Raw genomic sequence first — 16735 nt, forward strand, 5'->3', positions numbered from 1 at the left:
GACCCGCGGAAGGGTCACCCTCAGCGGTACGACGCTCGAGCGACGGCAGTGGTCCCGTGCCACCCGGCGGTGATCTTCCCCGATCCCCCCGGAGGATCCCGGCACGGTACGACCCCCTTCGTTCGCCTCGCACCGCGTCTCACAGAAGAGGCAGCACCCTGACTACGACTTTCCGAGAACTCGGAATCCTCCCCGAAACGGCCGAGGCCCTGGAGGCCGTCGGCATCGTCACCCCCTTCCCCATCCAGGAGATGACCCTCCCGGTCGCCCTCACCGGCACCGACGTCATCGGCCAGGCGAAGACCGGCACGGGCAAGACCCTCGGTTTCGGCCTCCCCATCCTGGAGCGCGTCACCGTCCCCACGGACGTCGAGGCCGGCCGGGCCAAGCCCGAGCAGCTGACCGACGCCCCGCAGGCGCTCGTCGTCGTCCCCACCCGCGAGCTGTGCCAGCAGGTCACCAACGACCTGCTCACCGCCGGCAAGGTGCGCAACGTCCGCGTGCTCGCCATCTACGGCGGCCGGGCGTACGAGCCGCAGGTCGAGGCGCTGCAGAAGGGCGTCGACGTCGTCGTCGGCACCCCCGGCCGTCTGCTCGACCTCGCCGGCCAGCGCAAGCTCGACCTCTCGCACGTGAAGGTCCTCGTCCTCGACGAGGCCGACGAGATGCTCGACCTGGGCTTCCTGCCCGACGTCGAGAAGATCATCAACATGCTTCCGGCCAAGCGCCAGACGATGCTGTTCTCGGCGACCATGCCGGGCGCGGTCATCGGCCTGGCCCGCCGCTACATGTCGCAGCCCACCCACATCCGGGCCACCTCGCCCGACGGTGAGGGCGCGACCGTCGCCAACATCAAGCAGCACGTCTACCGCGCGCACAACATGGACAAGCCGGAGATGGTCTCCCGCATCCTGCAGGCCAGGGGCCGCGGGCTCGCGATGATCTTCTGCCGCACGAAGCGCACGGCGGCCGACATCGCCGAGCAGCTGGAGCGGCGCGGCTTCGCCTCCGGCGCCGTCCACGGCGACCTCGGCCAGGGCGCCCGCGAGCAGGCGCTGCGCGCCTTCCGCAACGGCAAGGTCGACGTGCTCGTCTGCACCGACGTCGCCGCGCGCGGCATCGACGTCGAGGGCGTCACCCACGTCATCAACTACCAGTCCCCCGAGGACGAGAAGACCTTCCTCCACCGCGTGGGCCGCACCGGCCGCGCGGGCGCCAAGGGCACGGCCGTCACGCTGGTCGACTGGGACGACATCCCGCGCTGGCAGCTCATCAACAAGGCGCTGGAGCTGGACTTCCACGAGCCGGTCGAGACGTACTCCTCGTCCCCGCACCTCTACGAGGACCTGGACATCCCGGCGGGCACCAAGGGCATCCTGCCCCGTGCCGAGCGGACCCGCGCGGGTCTGGGCGCGGAGGAGCTGGAGGACCTGGGCGAGCCCGGCGGTCGCCGCGGCCGCGGCCCGAAGGCCGCCGAGCGGACCGAGGAGCGCCCGCCCCGTACGCGGACCCCGCGCCAGCGTCGCCGCACCCGCGGCGGCAGCGAGCTCGACGACGCCCCGGTGGCGGCTCCGGCCGCCGAGACCGTGGCGGACGAGGCCCGCGCCGAGGCCGGACCGCGCACCCCGCGCCGTCGCCGTCGCACCCGTCCCGCCGCCGCGGGCTCCGTGCCGGTCGCGGCCCAGACGGTCACGACGGCTCCGGTCGCCGAGGCCCAGGCCGTCGAGGCTCCGGCCGTCGAGGCTCCGGCCGTCGAGGCGCAGGCCGTCGAGGCTCCGGCCGCCGTCGAGGCGCCCGTGAAGGCGCCCGTCGTCGAGGCCCCGGCCGCCGTCGAGGCGCCCGTAGCCGAGACGCCGGCCGCCGAGGAGCCGAAGGCCCCGCGCCGCCGCACCCGTGCCGCCCGTCCGGAGGCCGTGACGGCCGCTCCCGTCGACCGGGCCCCCGTGGCCGCCGAGCCGGCTCCGGCTCCGCGCCGCCGCCGTCCCCGGGTGGCGCGTCCGGTCGAGGAGACCGTGTCGTTCCAGACGCCCGAGACCGCCGCGGTGGCCCTGATGGCCCAGCGGTCCGCCGAGGCGCCGGTCGTCGAGGCCGCTCCGGTCGTCGTCGAGGAGCCGAAGGCCGAGGAGCCGAAGAAGGCCCCCCGCCGCCGCACCGTCAGGAAGGCCGTCGCGGAGCCGGTGGCCGAGCCCGTCGTCGAGGCGATCGCCGCCCCGGTGGCCGCGCCCGTGGCCGAGGCCCCGGTCGTCGTCGAGGCGCCGGTCGTCGTCGAGGCGCCCGTCGCTGAGACCCCGGTCGTCGAGGTCCCCGGGCCGCGTCGCCGCCGTACCGCCCGTCGGCCCGCCGGTTCGCCGGTGACCGCCGAGGCGCCGGCGGTCGAGGCCCCGGCCGCCGAGCCCGTCGCCGCTCCGGTCGCGGAGGAGCCCGCGCCGCGCCGTCGCCGCGCGGCCCGCCGACCCGCCGGGTCCCCGGTCTCCGGGGCGCCCGCCGAGGTCATCGTCGTCGCTTCGACGACCGCTCCGGTCGCCGTCGCCGAGCCCGTCGTGGCGGAGGTCCCGCAGCAGCAGGAGGAGGCGAAGGAGGCCGCCCCGCAGGAGGCCGCCCCGAAGAAGGCCGCCCCCCGCCGCCGCACGGCGAAGAAGGCCGTGGCCGAGCCGGTCGCCGAGGCCGTCGAGGCCCCGCCGGCCGAGGAGGCCCCCAAGGCTCCCCGTCGCCGCGCGGCCAAGAAGGCGGTCGTGGCCGAGGCTCCCGAGGCCTCCGCGCCGAAGACCGAGCCGAAGGCCCCGGCCCGTCGCCGCACCACCAAGAAGGCGGCGGCCGCCGAGGAGCCGGTGACGGAGGAGGCCCCGAAGAAGGCCGCCCCGCGCCGCCGCACCACGAAGAAGGCGGCGGCCCAGCCCGAGGGCTGACCCCCGTCGCCGGTTCCGAGCGGCCCGTCCCCACCGGGGACGGGCCGCTCGGCCGTCTCCCGCTCCCCCCGTTACAGTCCAGGTATGAGCAAGCCCCGTTCCCTCGTCCTGCCGCCCCGCACCCGCGCACGGCGCCTCGAGACCGCGCGGGGGCCGTTCGCCGTGCTCGACACGGAGCCGGCGGGTGAACGGCGGGGCACGGTGCTGCTGCTGCCCGGGTACACCGGCAGCAAGGAGGACTTCCTCGCGCTGCTGGGCCCGCTGAGCGAGGCCGGGTACCGGGCGGTGGCCGTGGACGGGCGCGGCCAGAACGAGACGCCGGGCCCCCGGGGCCGGGCCGCCTACCGCCGCAAGGCGCTCGCGCTCGACGCGGTGGCGCAGGCGGCGGCGCTCGGGGACGGCCCCGTGCATCTGGTCGGCCACTCCTTCGGTGGCCTGGTGGCCCGTGCGGCGGCCGCCCTCGCGCCGGGCGCCTTCCGTTCGCTCACCCTGCTCTCCTCGGGCCCCGGCCGGGTGGCCCGGCCGCAGCGGATCCGGGTGCGGGCGCTGCGCGCCGCGCTCGCGGTGCTGCCGAAGGAGCGGGTGTGGCAGGCCATGTGCTGGCTGGACAGCCGGGGCGAGGAGCCGGCCACGGGGGACACGCCGGAGCTCGCGGGCTTCCTGCGACGGCGCTGGATGCGCACCCGCATCGCCCAACTCGCGGGCACGGGGCGGCTGCTGCTGAACCGTCAGGACGGTACGGAGGAGCTGGCCTCGCTGCGCATGCCGCTGCACTTCGCGTACGGGGCGGACGAGATGGTCTGGGCCACGGCGGACCTGTCGGCGGCGGCGGCCCGCACCGGGGCGCACCACACGGTGGTGGCGGGCGCCGGCCACTCCCCCAACGTGTCGCACCCCCGGGAGCTGACGGACCGCCTCACCGGCTTCTGGGAGCGGACGAGCAGCCCGGCCAGGGTCAGTACTGCGCCTTGAGGTGCTGCCAGAAGCCGTCGCGCAGGGAGCGCCGGAGCGCGGCGTGGCCGCGCAGGGAGCGGCTGAGCAGGCGCTCCGCGTCGACGAGCAGGTCCTGGTCGACGGGGCCGGGCAGGTAGGGCGCACCCGGCAGGAGTTCGGCGAGCCGGTCCCGGCCGCGCTCGGCGAGCCAGGCGGCTGCGATCTGGGCGCCGACGAAGCGCACCTCCTCGCGGGAGGGCGGCGGCTCGCCCTCGTTCTCGTACGTGGTGACGGGGCGGCGCGTGACGTACGGGCGGCAGAAGTCCAGCTCGAAGGTGCGCTGGCTGTCGACCTCCCAGAGCAGCGCCTCGGCCTGGTTGCGCCCCTCGGCGGCCTCGATGCCCCAGAGGTGGACGCGGGCGCCGTAGCCCTGGGCGGCCTCGACGGCCGAGACGAGGTCCTCGTCGCCGCCGACGAGGGCGGCGTCGCTGATGGCGCGGTGGCGGGCGAGGGACTCCAGGTCGGTGCGGATGAGGGAGTCGACGCCCTTCTGCTGGTTGCTGGCGTTGAGGTTGCCGAGGCGGACCTTGACGTCGGGGAGTTCGGCGATGGCCTGCTGCTCGGGGGTGTGGATGCGGCGGCGGGCCCCGTCGTACCAGTAGACGCGGAGGAGCCGGCTGTCCGCGAAGATCGTGCGGGCCGTGTCGATGAAGGCCTCGATGAGGCCCTCGGCGTCGAGGTCGAAGGAGCGCCGGTCCTCGGTGCCCGCCACAAGCAACCCGGCCGCAGCATGGACGTAACCTGCGTCGACGAAGATGGCGTGGGTGGAGGGGGTCTTGGCCACCTCGGCCAGCATCCGCCGCAGGAGCTCATTGGTGCGCTCCAGGCGGGTGTCCAGCGCGTGCAGGCGGGCATCCGTGTCGGGGTGGGCCTCGGTCGGCCGGGGGGTGTCTGCGTCGTTCATACGGGGCTCATTGTCCGCCGCTCCGGGACCGGCCGCCACACCCCCTACCTGCGGGTAGTTAGCAATCCGAAAATTTTCCTTAGCGTAAGGAATGTTTGCAGGACGCACGTCGTTGGATCCATGTGTAACGCAGTTCTCCATCAGGAGGATCAACTCAGACGAAGGGAGAAGCCCGTGCGCTTCGAAATCCTGCGACTCGACGACATCGACGGCACGCCCGTCGACCGGACCGTCGTGGACGCCGCCTCCGTCAACCGGATCGTGCAGCAGGCCGCCTCGATCGGCCAGCGCATCTGGATCCGCCCCGCCGAGACCTCGGCCTCGTAACAGGTCGGGTCCATCCCACGCACCGCGCCCCCGCACGGACTTCGCAAGAGCGGAATCCGTACGGGGGCGCAGTGGTGTCCGGGGCTCCCCCGGCGGGGGCTCAGGCGTTCTGGATCACCTGGGTGATGCCGTTGATGATCTGCTGCACCGCGATGGCGGAGAGCATCATGCCGGCGAGGCGGGTCACCAGGACGACGCCGCCGTCCTTGATGACGCGGATGATCAGCAGTGAGTACCGCATGGTCAGCCAGAGCACGACGTGCATGGCGGCGATGGCGGTCCAGACGGAGACCTGCGAGGCCACGCCGTCGGCGTTCTGCACGGCGAGGATCACCGAGACGATCGCGCCCGGCCCGGCGAGCAGGGGCATGCCGAGCGGGACGAGGGCGACGTTGACGTCCTTGGTCTGCTTGGGCTCGTCGGTCTTGCCGGTGAGCAGGTCGAGCGCGATGAGCAGCAGCAGGAGACCGCCCGCGATCATCAGGGCGGGGACGGAGACGTGCAGGTAGTCCAGGATCTGCTGGCCCAGCAGACCGAAGACGGTGATGACGCCGAAGGCGACGGCGACGGCCTGCCAGGCCATCCGGCGCTGCACCTTGGCGGGGCGGCCGGAGGTGAGGGCGAGGAAGATCGGGGTGATCCCGGGGGGATCCATGATGACGAAGAGGGTGAGGAACAGCGAGCCGAAGACGGCGACGTCGAACACGGTGGGGTGCCTTGGGGAGAGGTGGAACGGTGGGGTGTGTCCCCGCGAATCGGAATGAGAGATTCCGGAGGCAGGGCGGGAGGAGCGCCACCGGGGCACGGCACGGAGCCGTACGGGCGGCGTGGGACGGGGTGCGGAGGGGCACGCACCGCTCCCGAGGCGGCGGGCACGGTGGCCGGCCGCCGTCACGGAGGAGCGGCGGAAGAGGAGCCCGGACGGGTCGGGGCGTCCACCGATCGGACCGGGCTCACGATGCCTGGCACCGCGCCCGATCCGGACCGATCGACAGAACGCCCCCTAGAGCGTTCCGCCCGCGCCCGGGACCGGGAAGGCGCCCGCGGCACGGCGGGTGATCTCGCCGTAGATCTCGGGGTCGGTGGTGTACTCGCCGAGGCGGCAGGTCTTCCGGCTGCCGTGGTAGTCGCTGGAGCCCGTGGTCAGCAGACCGAGCTCCTTCGCGAGTCCGCGCAGCCGCGCCCGCGTCGCCTCGTCGTGGTCCATGTGGTCGACCTCGATGCCGTCGAGTCCGGCCTCGGCGAGCCGGGCCATCGAGGCCTCCGGCAGCACCTGGCCGCGCTTGACGGCGAGCGGGTGCGCGAAGACGGTGACGCCACCGGCCGCCTTGACGAGGCGGATCGCGTCGACCGGGTCCAGCTCGTGCTTCTCGACGTACGCCCGGCCGCCGTCGGCGAGCCACTCGGGCGTGAACGCGCCGGACACGTCCGGCACGACCCCGAGCTCGACGAGCGCCTCCGCGACGTGCGGGCGGCCCACGGAGCCGTCGCCGGCGATCCGGGCGACCTGCTCCCAGGTGACGGGGACGCCGAGCTCCTGGAGCTTGGCGACCATGCCGCGGGCGCGCGGCACCCGGTCGTCGCGGACGAGTTCGCGCTCGGCGAGGAGCGCGGGCTCCTCGGGGTCGAAGAGGTACGCGAGCATGTGCAGCCCGATGCCGTCCATCCGGCAGGACAGCTCGGCTCCGGCGACGAGGGTCAGCCCCTCGGGCAGGGCCGCGATCGCCTCGGCGTGCCCCCGGGTGGTGTCGTGGTCCGTGAGCGCGACGACGTCGAGACCGGCCGCGGCGGCGTTCCGGACGAGCTCGGCCGGGGAGTCCGTACCGTCGGAGGCCGTGGAGTGGGTGTGCAGATCGATGCGCACGACGCGGTACTCCAGGGGCTCGGCACGGACGAGGGACGCTCCAGCATAACGGGCGAATCGAACACGTCCGTACGGAACGTCACCGGACGCACGGCCCGAGGGCACGCCCCGGGGCGTGCCGGGCGCCGCGAGCCGGGCGGCACCTTCCGGACGCGCCCCAGGGCCCGTCCTTCGGATCACGCCGGGCTCGCGGGGCCCGGCACGCGCGCTGATCCGGCCCGGTCCGAAAGACAGGCCCTAGCCGAGCAGCCTCGGGGTGAGCGCGCCGCAGGGCAGCAGGTCGACCTCGGCTCCCGCGTCGCGCAGGTCCGTGAGGACCAGCTCGTCGTACATCAGGAGGCCGGACTGCTCGGGCCAGACGATCGCCCACAGCCACAGGCCGCGCGCCTCGCCCGCGAAGACCGCGCGGTCCTGCGGGGGGCCGGTGACGTGCCAGAGGGGGGTGGGGCGGCCGGCGGCGAGCACCTTCGCCTGGGGCGGCTTGTCGATGGCCATGCCGGAGCCGGGGTCGAGGCCGTCGATGCCGGCGTACCGCGCGCCGAGTCCGACGCCGAGCTCCTCGGCGATCAGGAGCAGCTCGCCGATCCCGCCGAGCGGGCCGGGCCCCGAGCAGGCGACGGCCGTCGCGCGTCCGCCGCTGCGGTCGTCCCCCGCGTACGCGACCCCGGTGAAGAGCCAGCCGACGGGCAGGGGCCACGGCATCCACACCGGGACGTTGGACCTGTGCACCACGACCCCGAGGCCCTCGACGCTGGGCGGGATCACGGGCTGGAGCGGGTGCACCGAGCCGTGCACGTCACACTGCCAGGAGTCGGCGAAGAGACCGGGCGCCCTGACCCTGCCACCGCACTTCGGACAACTGGGTTCGCCCCTCATAGGGCTCAACGGTCCTAGCTCTTCCGCCCCGCGTCAAGGACGCCCACGAACGATCACCCGTCCGGCCCGGAGCGTTCACCCCGGGCGTCCGCCCCCGATATACATGTAGCTTGCACTTGTTAGTGTGTCTAACTTATTCTGTGCATATCGCAGCCATCTCGACGCGGAGGAGCGGCAACCATGGAGAGAGCGAAGCGGACGACGGAAGGCGGATCCGGCGGCGGCGTCCTCCGCCAGCCCCCGGCCGTGTGGGCCACCGCGGGCGCCTCGGTCGTGGCGTTCATGGGCATCGGACTCGTCGACCCGATCCTGCCCTCGATCGCGCAGGGCCTGCACGCGACCCCCGGTCAGGTGTCGCTGCTCTTCACCTCGTACTTCCTCATCACGGCCGTCGCCATGCTGGTGACCGGCTTCGTCTCCAGCCGCATCGGCGGCCGCAAGACGCTCCTCGCGGGCCTCGCCCTCGTCGTGGTCTTCGCCGCCCTCGCCGGCACCTCCGACACGGTCGGCCGGCTGGTCGGCTTCCGGGCCGGCTGGGGCCTGGGCAACGCGCTCTTCGTCTCGACCTCGCTCGCCGTCATCGTCGGCGCGGCGGCCGGAGGGAGCGCGGCCGCGATCCTGCTGTACGAGTCGGCGCTCGGCCTCGGCATGGCCTGCGGGCCGCTGCTCGGCGCCGTCCTCGGCGACGCGAGCTGGCGCTACCCCTTCTTCGGCACGGCCGCGCTGATGGCGATCGGCTTCCTCTGCGTCACGGTCTTCCTCGACGAGCAGCCGAAGCCGGCCCGGAAGACCTCGCTGCTCGACCCGATCCGGGCGCTCGGCCACGGCGGCCTGGCCTCGGCCTCGGCGGCCGCGTTCTTCTACAACTACGCGTTCTTCACGGTGCTCGCCTTCACCCCGTTCGTCCTGAACATGACGCCGTACAAGTCCGGCGCGGTGTTCTTCGCCTGGGGCGTGCTGCTCGCCGTCTTCTCGGTGCTCGTCGCACCCCGTCTCCAGCGGCGCCTCGGCTCGCTCACGGTGCTCGGCGGCTCGCTGGTGCTGCTCGCGGCGGACGTGGTGGTGCTCGGCTACGGGAGCCACACCACCGCGATCGTCTGCACGGTCCTGTCGGGCGCGTTCATCGGCGTCAACAACACCGTCTTCACCGAGCTGGCGCTCGGGGTCTCGGACGCCCCGCGCCCGGTGGCGAGCGCCGGCTACAACTTCGTCCGCTGGTTCGCGGCGGCGGCCGCCCCGTACCTCGCCCCGAAGATCGAGGAGTGGAGCGACGTCCACACGCCCTTCGTGGTGGCCGGCGGGGCCGCCGTCCTCGGCGCCGTGATCGTCCGGGTCCGCCGCACCGCCCTCACCGCGGAGGCCGAGGAGCTCGCCCCGAAGCACGCCACGGAGGACGGCGTCGGCGTCTTCGCGAACTAGTCGTCCAGGCTCACGGACCTGCGCAGCGGATCGCGCAGGTCCGTCCCCCGCGCCAGCCAGCGCTCCTCCAGGGCCTGCGCCCCGTGCACCCGCTTCCACGCCGCCTCGTTCGAGGTCATCGGAAGGAGGGGCAGGAAGCGGACCGGGTCCATCGGCGCGTCGAGCTCCAGGTCCTCCACCAGGCCGCCCGACTCGGCGACGAGCACCGAGCTGAAGGGGGCGCCGGGCCAGAGCGGGTCGCCGACGTCCAGCGAGGCGCCCGGGGCCACGACGACGCCCTCGACCTGCGGGGTGGCGGCGAGGACCGCGAGCGGGCGCAGCACCTTGTCGGTGTCGGCGAGCCCGCCCCGTACCGTGAGGACCAGCTCCGCGCGCGGGCCCTTCACCGGGTCGGCGAGCGCGGAGGTCGGATCGGCCATCGGCTGCGCGGACATCCCGAGGGTCGCGTACCGCACGAGGTCGCCGTCGACGAAGCGCAGCACCTCGATCCGGTCCGTGCCGAGGAAGGTCACCGCGGCGCGCGCGTCCGGTTCGCCGAGGGCGGTCCGCAGCCGGGCCTCGACCAGTGCAAGAACTTCTCCCATGTGGGGAGCATAGATCGCGTATGGAACGGGCAAAGTAAGGGATTGACCCGCTGTCGGCTGATAGTGTTGGCCACTGGTCGGGATTCCCGACTGCTCGTCACACGTCATCCCCGACAGGGGACCGGCCGGAGGAGGTGGGACTGCGATGGACCGAAGTCGATCGGGCAGTACCAGCCGCTCTTCCGCCGCTCCGCACCCCAGCCCGGTGCGCTCCTTCCGGTGACGTCCGGGTCCGGCACGGACCCGCCCCTCCGGCATCTCGCACGACGGAAGAGCATTTCTTCGCCTTTCCCTGTCTGTAGCGACCGCCGTCTCCGCGCCCCTTCGGTGCCGCCCGCTTTGTGGACGACGTACCTCTCCGTCCTCATTCCGGGCTGTGCCATGCTCCGCGCCGACGGCCGATCCGTGAAGGAGCACGTCCATGTCGATGATCCGTGACCTCACCGCCGCCGTCCGCCCGAGCTTCCGGCACAGCCTGCGCAAGACCCCCACCACGTACACCTCGTACGACCCCACCCGTGACCCCTCGGCCTCCAGCGCCGTGGTCGACTGCGCCGTCTACCGCGACGGGAGCCGGGTCGACGACCGCGCGTGCCTGACGCCGCGCGGCGCGATGCGCCAGGTGCGGGAGAGCGGCGGCTTCGCGTGGATCGGCCTGCACGAGCCGACCGAGGCCGAATTCGCCGGTATCGCGGCCGAGTTCGGGCTGCACCCGCTCGCCGTGGAGGACGCCGTCCACGCCCACCAGCGGCCCAAGCTGGAGCGGTACGACGACACCCTCTTCACCGTCTTCAAGACCATCCACTACGTCGAGCACGCCGAACTCACCGCGACCAGCGAGGTCGTGGAGACCGGCGAGGTGATGGTCTTCACCGGGCCCGACTTCGTCATCACCGTCCGGCACGGCGGCCAGGGCTCCCTGCGCAACCTCCGCCACCGCCTCCAGGGCGAGCCGGAGCTCCTCGCCAAGGGCCCCTCGGCCGTCCTGCACGCCATCGCCGACCACGTCGTCGACGGCTACATCGCGGTCGCCGACGCCGTCGAGCTGGACATCGACCAGCTGGAGATCGACGTCTTCTCCCCGGCCGCGAAGGGCTCCACGCGCGGCACGGACACCGGCCGGATCTACCAGCTCAAGCGCGAGGTGCTGGAGTTCAAGCGGGCCGTCACGCCGCTGCTCCGCCCGATGCAGCTGCTCTCCGAGCGGCCGATGCGGCTCGTCGACCCCGACATCCAGAAGTACTTCCGGGACGTCGCCGACCACCTCGCCCGCGTCCAGGAGCAGGTCGTCGGCTTCGACGAGCTCCTCAACTCGATCCTCCAGGCCAACCTGGCGCAGGCGACCGTCGCGCAGAACGAGGACATGCGCAAGATCACCTCGTGGGCGGCGATCGTCGCCGTCCCCACGGCGGTCTGCGGCGTGTACGGCATGAACTTCGACCACATGCCGGAGCTGCACTGGAAGTACGGCTACCCGATGGTGCTCACCGGCATCATCGCGATCTGCTTCACCATCCACCGCACCCTCAAGCGCAACGGCTGGCTGTAGCAGCGGGGCCGCTAGGCTTCGGGCCATGACAGAAGAGCTGCTCGGGTCCGCCCTCGTCGAGGAGGCCACCAAGAAGTCCGGCCTGGTGTGGGTGCGCGGCACGGAGCCCGCCCGCGCGCTCTGGCACGTCTGGCACGACGGCGCCGCGCACGTCGTCGGCGACGGCCCCGGCGAGCAGCCGCTGCCGGGCCTGGTGGACGGCGGTACGGCCGAGGTGACCGTCCGCAGCAAGGACAAGGGCGGCCGGCTCGTCGCCTGGACCGCCGCCGTCCGCGAGATCGCCCCCGGCACGGAGGAGTGGGACGCGGCGGTCGCCGAACTGAAGGGGAAGCGGCTCAACGCCCCCGACGGCGAGGCCATGCCCGAGCGCTGGGCGCGCGAGTGCCGCGTGGTGCGGCTCGACCCGCGGTCCTCGACCACGGAGCTGCCGGACGGCTCCCTCGCCGCCGTGCCGCTCCCGACGGCGGCGAACACCCGCCGTCCGGTGCCGGCGGGCCTGCCGAAGCTGCTGTTCCGCAAGAAGCGGCGCTGAACCTCAGGTCCGGGGCAGCTGCTTGCCGTAGTCGAGGGTCTCCTCCTTCGACGGGGCGGCGAGCGGGAAGTCCTTGTTCCACTCGGAGAGGACCACGACGCCCGCTCCCCCGCCCCGCGCGAACTGCACGGGGTACGGCTCGCCGTCCAGCGACACGTCGAGCGTGCCGCCCTCGCCGTCGGCCCCGCCCTTGACCTTGACCGTGCGGACCCCGCCGATCTGGTCCCGGTCGCCCTTGACCTTCTCGCCGTGCAGGCCGATCAGTCCGTCGAGGAGCGTCCCCATGTCGGTGAAGCCGCGCAGCTGCTTGTACGACGGGTCGCCCTGCGGGACCTTCACGTACTTGTCGTCGAGCGTGTCGGCGGCCTCGGAGTCCGCCTCGGACGGCGTGTGGCCCTCCTTGCCGTCGTGGGCCCAGAACCCGGCGTCGGCCTTCAGGTAGAGGGCGTCGCCGACCCGCAGCAGTTCGAAGGTGCTGTTCTTCGTCGTCACCGAGCCGGTGGCGCCGTCCTGCTTGAGGCGCATGTTCAGCTTGAAGGTGCCGCCCTTGCTGACCAGGGTGCCGGACAGCCGTACCGCCCTCGCCGCGTCCGCCGCGGTCTGCGCCTTGCTCTCGATCTCGGGCGCGGAGAGTCTCCCCACCCCGTTCGTCCCCTCGTCCGGGTCGGCGGCGCAGGCCGTGAGCCCCACCGTCAGTCCGGCGCAGAGCGCCAAGGGCGCGACCGCCCTGCGAATACGCGATGACGGGGTGCGAACGGTCATCTGCGCTGCCTCTCGTGTCGTGTGGGGGACGGGCGCGGCCCGTACGGGGTGCCGAAGGCGGCCCGCGTTTCCGGCCGGGGCGGAAGGGCCGGGTCCGGTGTCGGGGCCGATGGGGGGAACGGCAGACCGCAGCGTACCCGGGACAGGTGAAGGGCCCCGCAGGCAGCCGTACGGAGTCACTGCCGGGGCGGGGCGGAACGTCACGGGCTAGCCTGAACCCGGCAAAGCTCTGCAATTCCCGGCAAAGCTCTGCGACGGCTCGAATCGTGCGACATCGAGGAGGCGCGTGGCATGGCGGCAGGCGCCCCCCGGGTCTTCGTCTCCCATCTCGCCGGGGTCCCCGTCTTCGACCCGGTCGGCGACCAGGTGGGCCGGGTCAGCGACCTCGTCGCCATGCTCCGCGTCGGCCGCAGGCCGCCCCGGCTGCTCGGCATGGTCGTGGAGGTGCTGAGCCGCCGCCGGGTCTTCGTCCCCATGACCCGGGTCACCGGCGTCGCCTCCGGCCAGGTGATCACGACCGGCGTCGTCAACATGCGGCGCTTCGAGCAGCGCCCCACCGAGCGGCTCGTCCTCGGCGAGCTCCTCGACCGGCGCGTGACGCTGGTGGAGACGGGCGAGGAGGTGACCGTCCTCGACGTCGCCATCCAGCAGCTGCCCGCCCGCCGGGACTGGGAGATCGACAAGGTCTTCGTGCGGCGCGGCAAGGGCGGGGCGCTGCGCCGCAAGGGGGAGACGCTGACCGTCGAGTGGTCGGCCGTCACCGGTTTCTCCCTGGAGGAGCACGGGCAGGGCGCCGAGAACCTGCTCGCCACCTTCGAGAGGCTGCGCCCCGCCGACCTCGCCAACGCCCTGCACCACCTCTCCCCCAAGCGGCGCGCCGAGGTCGCCGCCGCCCTCGACGACGACCGGCTCGCCGACGTCCTGGAGGAGCTGCCGGAGGACGACCAGATCGAGATCCTCGGCAAGCTGAAGGAGGAGCGGGCCGCCGACGTGCTGGAGGCGATGGACCCGGACGACGCCGCCGACCTGCTGTCCGAGCTGCCCGAGGAGGACCAGGAGCGGCTGCTCACCCTGATGCGGCCGGACGACGCGGCCGACGTGCGCCGGCTGCTCGCGTACGAGGAGCGCACGGCGGGCGGTCTGATGACGACCGAGCCGATCGTGCTGCGCCCGGACGCGACCGTCGCGGACGCGCTGGCCCGGGTCCGTCAGCAGGACCTGTCCCCGGCGCTCGCGGCGCAGGTGTACGTGTGCCGGCCGCCGGACGAGACGCCGACCGGCAAGTACCTGGGCACGGTGCACTTCCAGCGGCTCCTGCGCGACCCGCCGTTCACGCTGGTCGGTTCGCTCGTGGACAGCGATCTGCCGCCGCTCGGCCCGGACACCCCGCTGCCGGCCGTGACCAGCTACCTCGCCGCGTACAACATGGTCGCCGCGCCCGTGGTCGACGAGAGCGGCTCGCTGCTCGGCGCGGTCACCGTCGACGACGTGCTCGACCACCTGCTGCCGGACGACTGGCGGGAGACCGAGTTCCACGAGGAGGGGGCAGGACATGGCGGCTGAGCGCACGCAGGACCGGGAGCGCGAGCGGGAGCGGGAGCGGTCCATGCCCCGCATCCGGCTCGACCTGCCGCGCGAGCGGCGGTCCCGGCTGCTGCCGGAGTACGACCCGGAGGCCTTCGGGCGCCTCTCGGAACGGATCGCCCGCTTCCTGGGCACGGGCAGGTTCCTGGTCTGGATGACCCTGACGGTCGTCGTCTGGATCGGGTGGAACGTCTTCGCGCCGTCGTCGCTGAGGTTCGACGAGTACCCCTTCATCTTCCTGACCCTCGCGCTGTCCCTGCAGGCCTCGTACGCGGCGCCGCTGATCCTGCTCGCCCAGAACCGGCAGGACGACCGGGACCGGGTCAATCTCGAACAGGACCGGAAGCAGAACGAGCGGTCGATCGCGGACACCGAGTACCTGACCCGGGAGATCGCGGCGCTGCGGATGGGCCTCGGCGAGGTCGCGACCCGCGACTGGATCCGCTCGGAGCTCCAGGACCTGCTCAAGGAGCTGGAGGAGCGCCGGGATCTATTCCCGTCCGGCGAGGACCGCGGAAGTGACGTACCCGACCGTTGACAGCCCTTTCATCGGCCCGTGGTCGGCGCCGTACCATCGTCGGTATGGCTACGGAAGACGCGGTGCTCGAAGCACTGGCGACGGTGAACGACCCTGAGATCAACAAGCCGATCACTGAGCTCGGCATGGTCAAGTCGGTGGAGATCGAACCGGACGGCAGGGTCGCCGTCACGGTCTACCTGACGGTCTCCGGCTGCCCGATGCGCGACACCATCACACAGCGCGTGACCGAGGCCGTCTCCCGGGTCGAGGGCGTCACCGCCGTCGACGTCTCGCTGGACGTGATGAGCGACGAGCAGCGCAAGGAGCTGGCGGCGGCGCTGCGCGGCACGGGCGCCGAGCGCGAGGTCCCCTTCGCGAAGCCGGGCTCGCTGACCCGGGTGTACGCGGTGGCCTCCGGCAAGGGCGGCGTCGGCAAGTCCTCCGTGACCGTGAACCTGGCCGCGGCGATGGCCGCCGACGGTCTGAAGGTCGGTGTCGTGGACGCCGACATCTACGGCCACAGCGTGCCGCGGATGCTGGGCGCGGACGGCCGTCCGACCCAGGTCGAGAACATGATCATGCCGCCGTCGGCGAACGGCGTGAAGGTCATCTCCATCGGCATGTTCACCCCGGGCAACGCGCCGGTGGTGTGGCGCGGCCCGATGCTGCACCGCGCGCTGCAGCAGTTCCTCGCGGACGTGTACTGGGGTGACCTGGACGTCCTCCTGCTCGACCTGCCGCCGGGCACCGGCGACATCGCGATCTCGGTCGCGCAGCTCGTCCCGAACGCGGAGATCCTCGTGGTCACCACCCCGCAGCAGGCGGCGGCCGAGGTCGCCGAGCGGGCCGGCTCGATCGCCGTCCAGACCCACCAGAAGATCGTCGGCGTCGTCGAGAACATGGCGGGCCTGCCGTGTCCGCACTGCGACGAGATGGTCGACGTGTTCGGCACGGGCGGCGGCCAGAAGGTCGCGGACGGTCTGACGCAGACGACGGGGGCGACGGTCCCGGTCCTCGGCTCGATCCCGATCGACGTGCGGCTCCGCGAGGGCGGCGACGACGGCAAGCCGGTCGTCCTCTCCGACCCCGACTCCCCGGCGGGCGCGGCCCTCCGCGCGATCGCCGGCAAGCTCGGCGGCCGCCAGCGCGGCCTCTCGGGCATGAGCCTGGGCATCACGCCGCGCAACAAGTTCTGAGACGCGCGACCGAAGGGCGCCCCCGGCGGGGGCGCCCTTCGTCGTCTCCGAGTGTTTCCAGGCGCTTCCAGGCCCTGCCAGGCGCTTCTAGGCGCCGTACGCGCCGAGGTCCTTCACCTGCGAGAAGCCGAGCCCGTACGCGCTCATCCCCCGCCCGTACGCCCCGATGTGCACCTCTCCCGTGGATCCGGCCAGCACCCAGCCGAACTCGGACTCCCGGTAGTGGAACGGCACCGGCACCCCGTCCACGGGCAGCGACAGGGTCGTCCAGGCCGGCCCGTCGAGGTCGTCGGCCAGCTCGAAGGCCGTCTCCGTCTGCTGGTCCAGCCAGTGGTCCCGCAGCGCGTGGTCGAGCGAGGCGGGCCAGGTGTGGGCGAGGAGCCCGGAGCCGGCCAGCCAGGCGGCGGAGGAGACGGTGGTGGCGTCGAGGACGCCGGTGCCGTCTCCGGTGCGGCGCACGGGGTTCGCGGCGACCGTCACGACGACGGCGAAGCGCTCCTTCTCCGCGCCGCCGGCCTCGGACTTTATCGACGGCTCGTCACCGTGGCCCATCGAGCCGTGCTGGACGGTGCCGTCCGCCGCCGTGCCGACCTGCATCAGCCGGCGCGGGCCGGTGAACGCCTCGTCCAGCCCGTACCAGGCGAAGGGCGCGCGCAGAAAGCCATCGGCTTCCACCCGACTCGTCGTCTCCATCTCGGCCGCCTCCTCGTTCCGTCAAC

General features: G+C 73.1%; 16 protein-coding genes. 9 read left to right on the forward strand and 7 right to left on the reverse strand.

Translation table 11 applies throughout. The features are described from left to right. Positions 1–251 precede the first annotated feature (251 nt). Complete coding sequence (locus ACFYUZ_RS12155; RefSeq protein WP_389308070.1) at positions 252–2906, forward strand: DEAD/DEAH box helicase; 2655 nt, start codon at positions 252–254, stop codon at positions 2904–2906. An 84-nt stretch (positions 2907–2990) separates the two neighbouring features. Continuing rightward, positions 2991–3878, forward strand: a complete 888-nt coding sequence (locus ACFYUZ_RS12160; protein ID WP_389308072.1) for an alpha/beta fold hydrolase — start codon at positions 2991–2993, stop codon at positions 3876–3878. Here ACFYUZ_RS12160 and ACFYUZ_RS12165 read toward each other — a convergent pair. Continuing rightward, a complete protein-coding gene (locus tag ACFYUZ_RS12165) occupies positions 3862–4803 on the reverse strand; it encodes an NYN domain-containing protein (protein ID WP_389308074.1) in 942 nt (313 codons plus the stop codon). The two genes, ACFYUZ_RS12160 and ACFYUZ_RS12165, sit on opposite strands and share 17 nt — an antisense overlap. A gap of 174 nt (positions 4804–4977) precedes the next feature. Between ACFYUZ_RS12165 and ACFYUZ_RS12170 the strand changes: the two genes are divergently transcribed. Next, positions 4978–5130, forward strand: a complete 153-nt coding sequence (locus tag ACFYUZ_RS12170; protein WP_086024648.1) for a hypothetical protein — start codon at positions 4978–4980, stop codon at positions 5128–5130. A gap of 100 nt (positions 5131–5230) precedes the next feature. On the opposite strand, the gene ACFYUZ_RS12175 is transcribed toward ACFYUZ_RS12170, so the two are convergent. The 3 genes from ACFYUZ_RS12175 to ACFYUZ_RS12185 form a co-directional block, all read right to left on the reverse strand. After that, positions 5231–5836 carry a MarC family protein gene (locus ACFYUZ_RS12175; protein WP_389308076.1) on the reverse strand — a complete coding sequence of 202 codons (606 nt, stop codon included), beginning with the start codon at positions 5834–5836 and terminating at the stop codon, positions 5231–5233. 297 nt (positions 5837–6133) lie between these two features. Continuing rightward, complete coding sequence (locus ACFYUZ_RS12180) at positions 6134–6994, reverse strand: PHP domain-containing protein (protein WP_389308078.1); 861 nt, start codon at positions 6992–6994, stop codon at positions 6134–6136. A 237-nt stretch (positions 6995–7231) separates the two neighbouring features. Beyond that, positions 7232–7870: a DUF6758 family protein gene (locus ACFYUZ_RS12185; protein WP_389308080.1), complete on the reverse strand. Its 639-nt coding sequence runs from the start codon at positions 7868–7870 to the stop codon at positions 7232–7234. A gap of 180 nt (positions 7871–8050) precedes the next feature. Here ACFYUZ_RS12185 and ACFYUZ_RS12190 point away from each other — a divergent pair, with 180 nt between their 5' ends. Then, entirely contained in the window at positions 8051–9289 is a 1239-nt protein-coding gene (locus tag ACFYUZ_RS12190) for an MFS transporter (RefSeq protein ID WP_389308082.1), read from the forward strand. Here ACFYUZ_RS12190 and ACFYUZ_RS12195 read toward each other — a convergent pair. Beyond that, complete coding sequence (locus ACFYUZ_RS12195) at positions 9286–9873, reverse strand: suppressor of fused domain protein (RefSeq protein ID WP_389308084.1); 588 nt, start codon at positions 9871–9873, stop codon at positions 9286–9288. The genes ACFYUZ_RS12190 and ACFYUZ_RS12195 overlap by 4 nt on opposite strands. Before the next feature lie 421 nt (positions 9874–10294). On the opposite strand from ACFYUZ_RS12195, the gene ACFYUZ_RS12200 reads away from it, so the two are divergent. Further along, complete coding sequence (locus tag ACFYUZ_RS12200; RefSeq protein WP_389308085.1) at positions 10295–11422, forward strand: magnesium and cobalt transport protein CorA; 1128 nt, start codon at positions 10295–10297, stop codon at positions 11420–11422. A 25-nt stretch (positions 11423–11447) separates the two neighbouring features. After that, positions 11448–11954 carry a hypothetical protein gene (locus ACFYUZ_RS12205; RefSeq protein WP_389308087.1) on the forward strand — a complete coding sequence of 169 codons (507 nt, stop codon included), beginning with the start codon at positions 11448–11450 and terminating at the stop codon, positions 11952–11954. Positions 11955–11957: 3 nt separating this feature from the next. Here the strand turns inward: ACFYUZ_RS12205 and ACFYUZ_RS12210 are convergent, their stop codons facing one another. After that, positions 11958–12716, reverse strand: a complete 759-nt coding sequence (locus ACFYUZ_RS12210) for a hypothetical protein (RefSeq protein ID WP_389308088.1) — start codon at positions 12714–12716, stop codon at positions 11958–11960. Between the two features lie 291 nt (positions 12717–13007). On the opposite strand from ACFYUZ_RS12210, the gene ACFYUZ_RS12215 reads away from it, so the two are divergent. From ACFYUZ_RS12215 to ACFYUZ_RS12225, 3 genes are read left to right on the forward strand one after another with little or no spacing between them, the layout of a single operon-like run. Beyond that, positions 13008–14279, forward strand: a complete 1272-nt coding sequence (locus ACFYUZ_RS12215; protein WP_389308090.1) for a magnesium transporter MgtE N-terminal domain-containing protein — start codon at positions 13008–13010, stop codon at positions 14277–14279. Beyond that, on the forward strand, positions 14269–14838 hold the full coding sequence (locus ACFYUZ_RS12220) for a DUF1003 domain-containing protein (RefSeq protein ID WP_389308092.1): 570 nt from the start codon (positions 14269–14271) through the stop codon (positions 14836–14838). The genes ACFYUZ_RS12215 and ACFYUZ_RS12220 overlap by 11 nt, the downstream gene beginning before the upstream one ends. A 44-nt stretch (positions 14839–14882) precedes the next feature. Next, positions 14883–16016 carry an Mrp/NBP35 family ATP-binding protein gene (locus tag ACFYUZ_RS12225; protein WP_389308093.1) on the forward strand — a complete coding sequence of 378 codons (1134 nt, stop codon included), beginning with the start codon at positions 14883–14885 and terminating at the stop codon, positions 16014–16016. A gap of 87 nt (positions 16017–16103) precedes the next feature. Here ACFYUZ_RS12225 and ACFYUZ_RS12230 read toward each other — a convergent pair whose 3' ends face one another. Beyond that, on the reverse strand, positions 16104–16709 hold the full coding sequence (locus ACFYUZ_RS12230) for a hypothetical protein (protein WP_389308094.1): 606 nt from the start codon (positions 16707–16709) through the stop codon (positions 16104–16106). Positions 16710–16735: the final 26 nt, after the last annotated feature.

The organism is Streptomyces sp. NPDC004266 (assembly GCF_042874095.1).
In the GTDB taxonomy this organism is placed as follows: Bacteria; Actinomycetota; Actinomycetes; order Streptomycetales; family Streptomycetaceae; genus Streptomyces.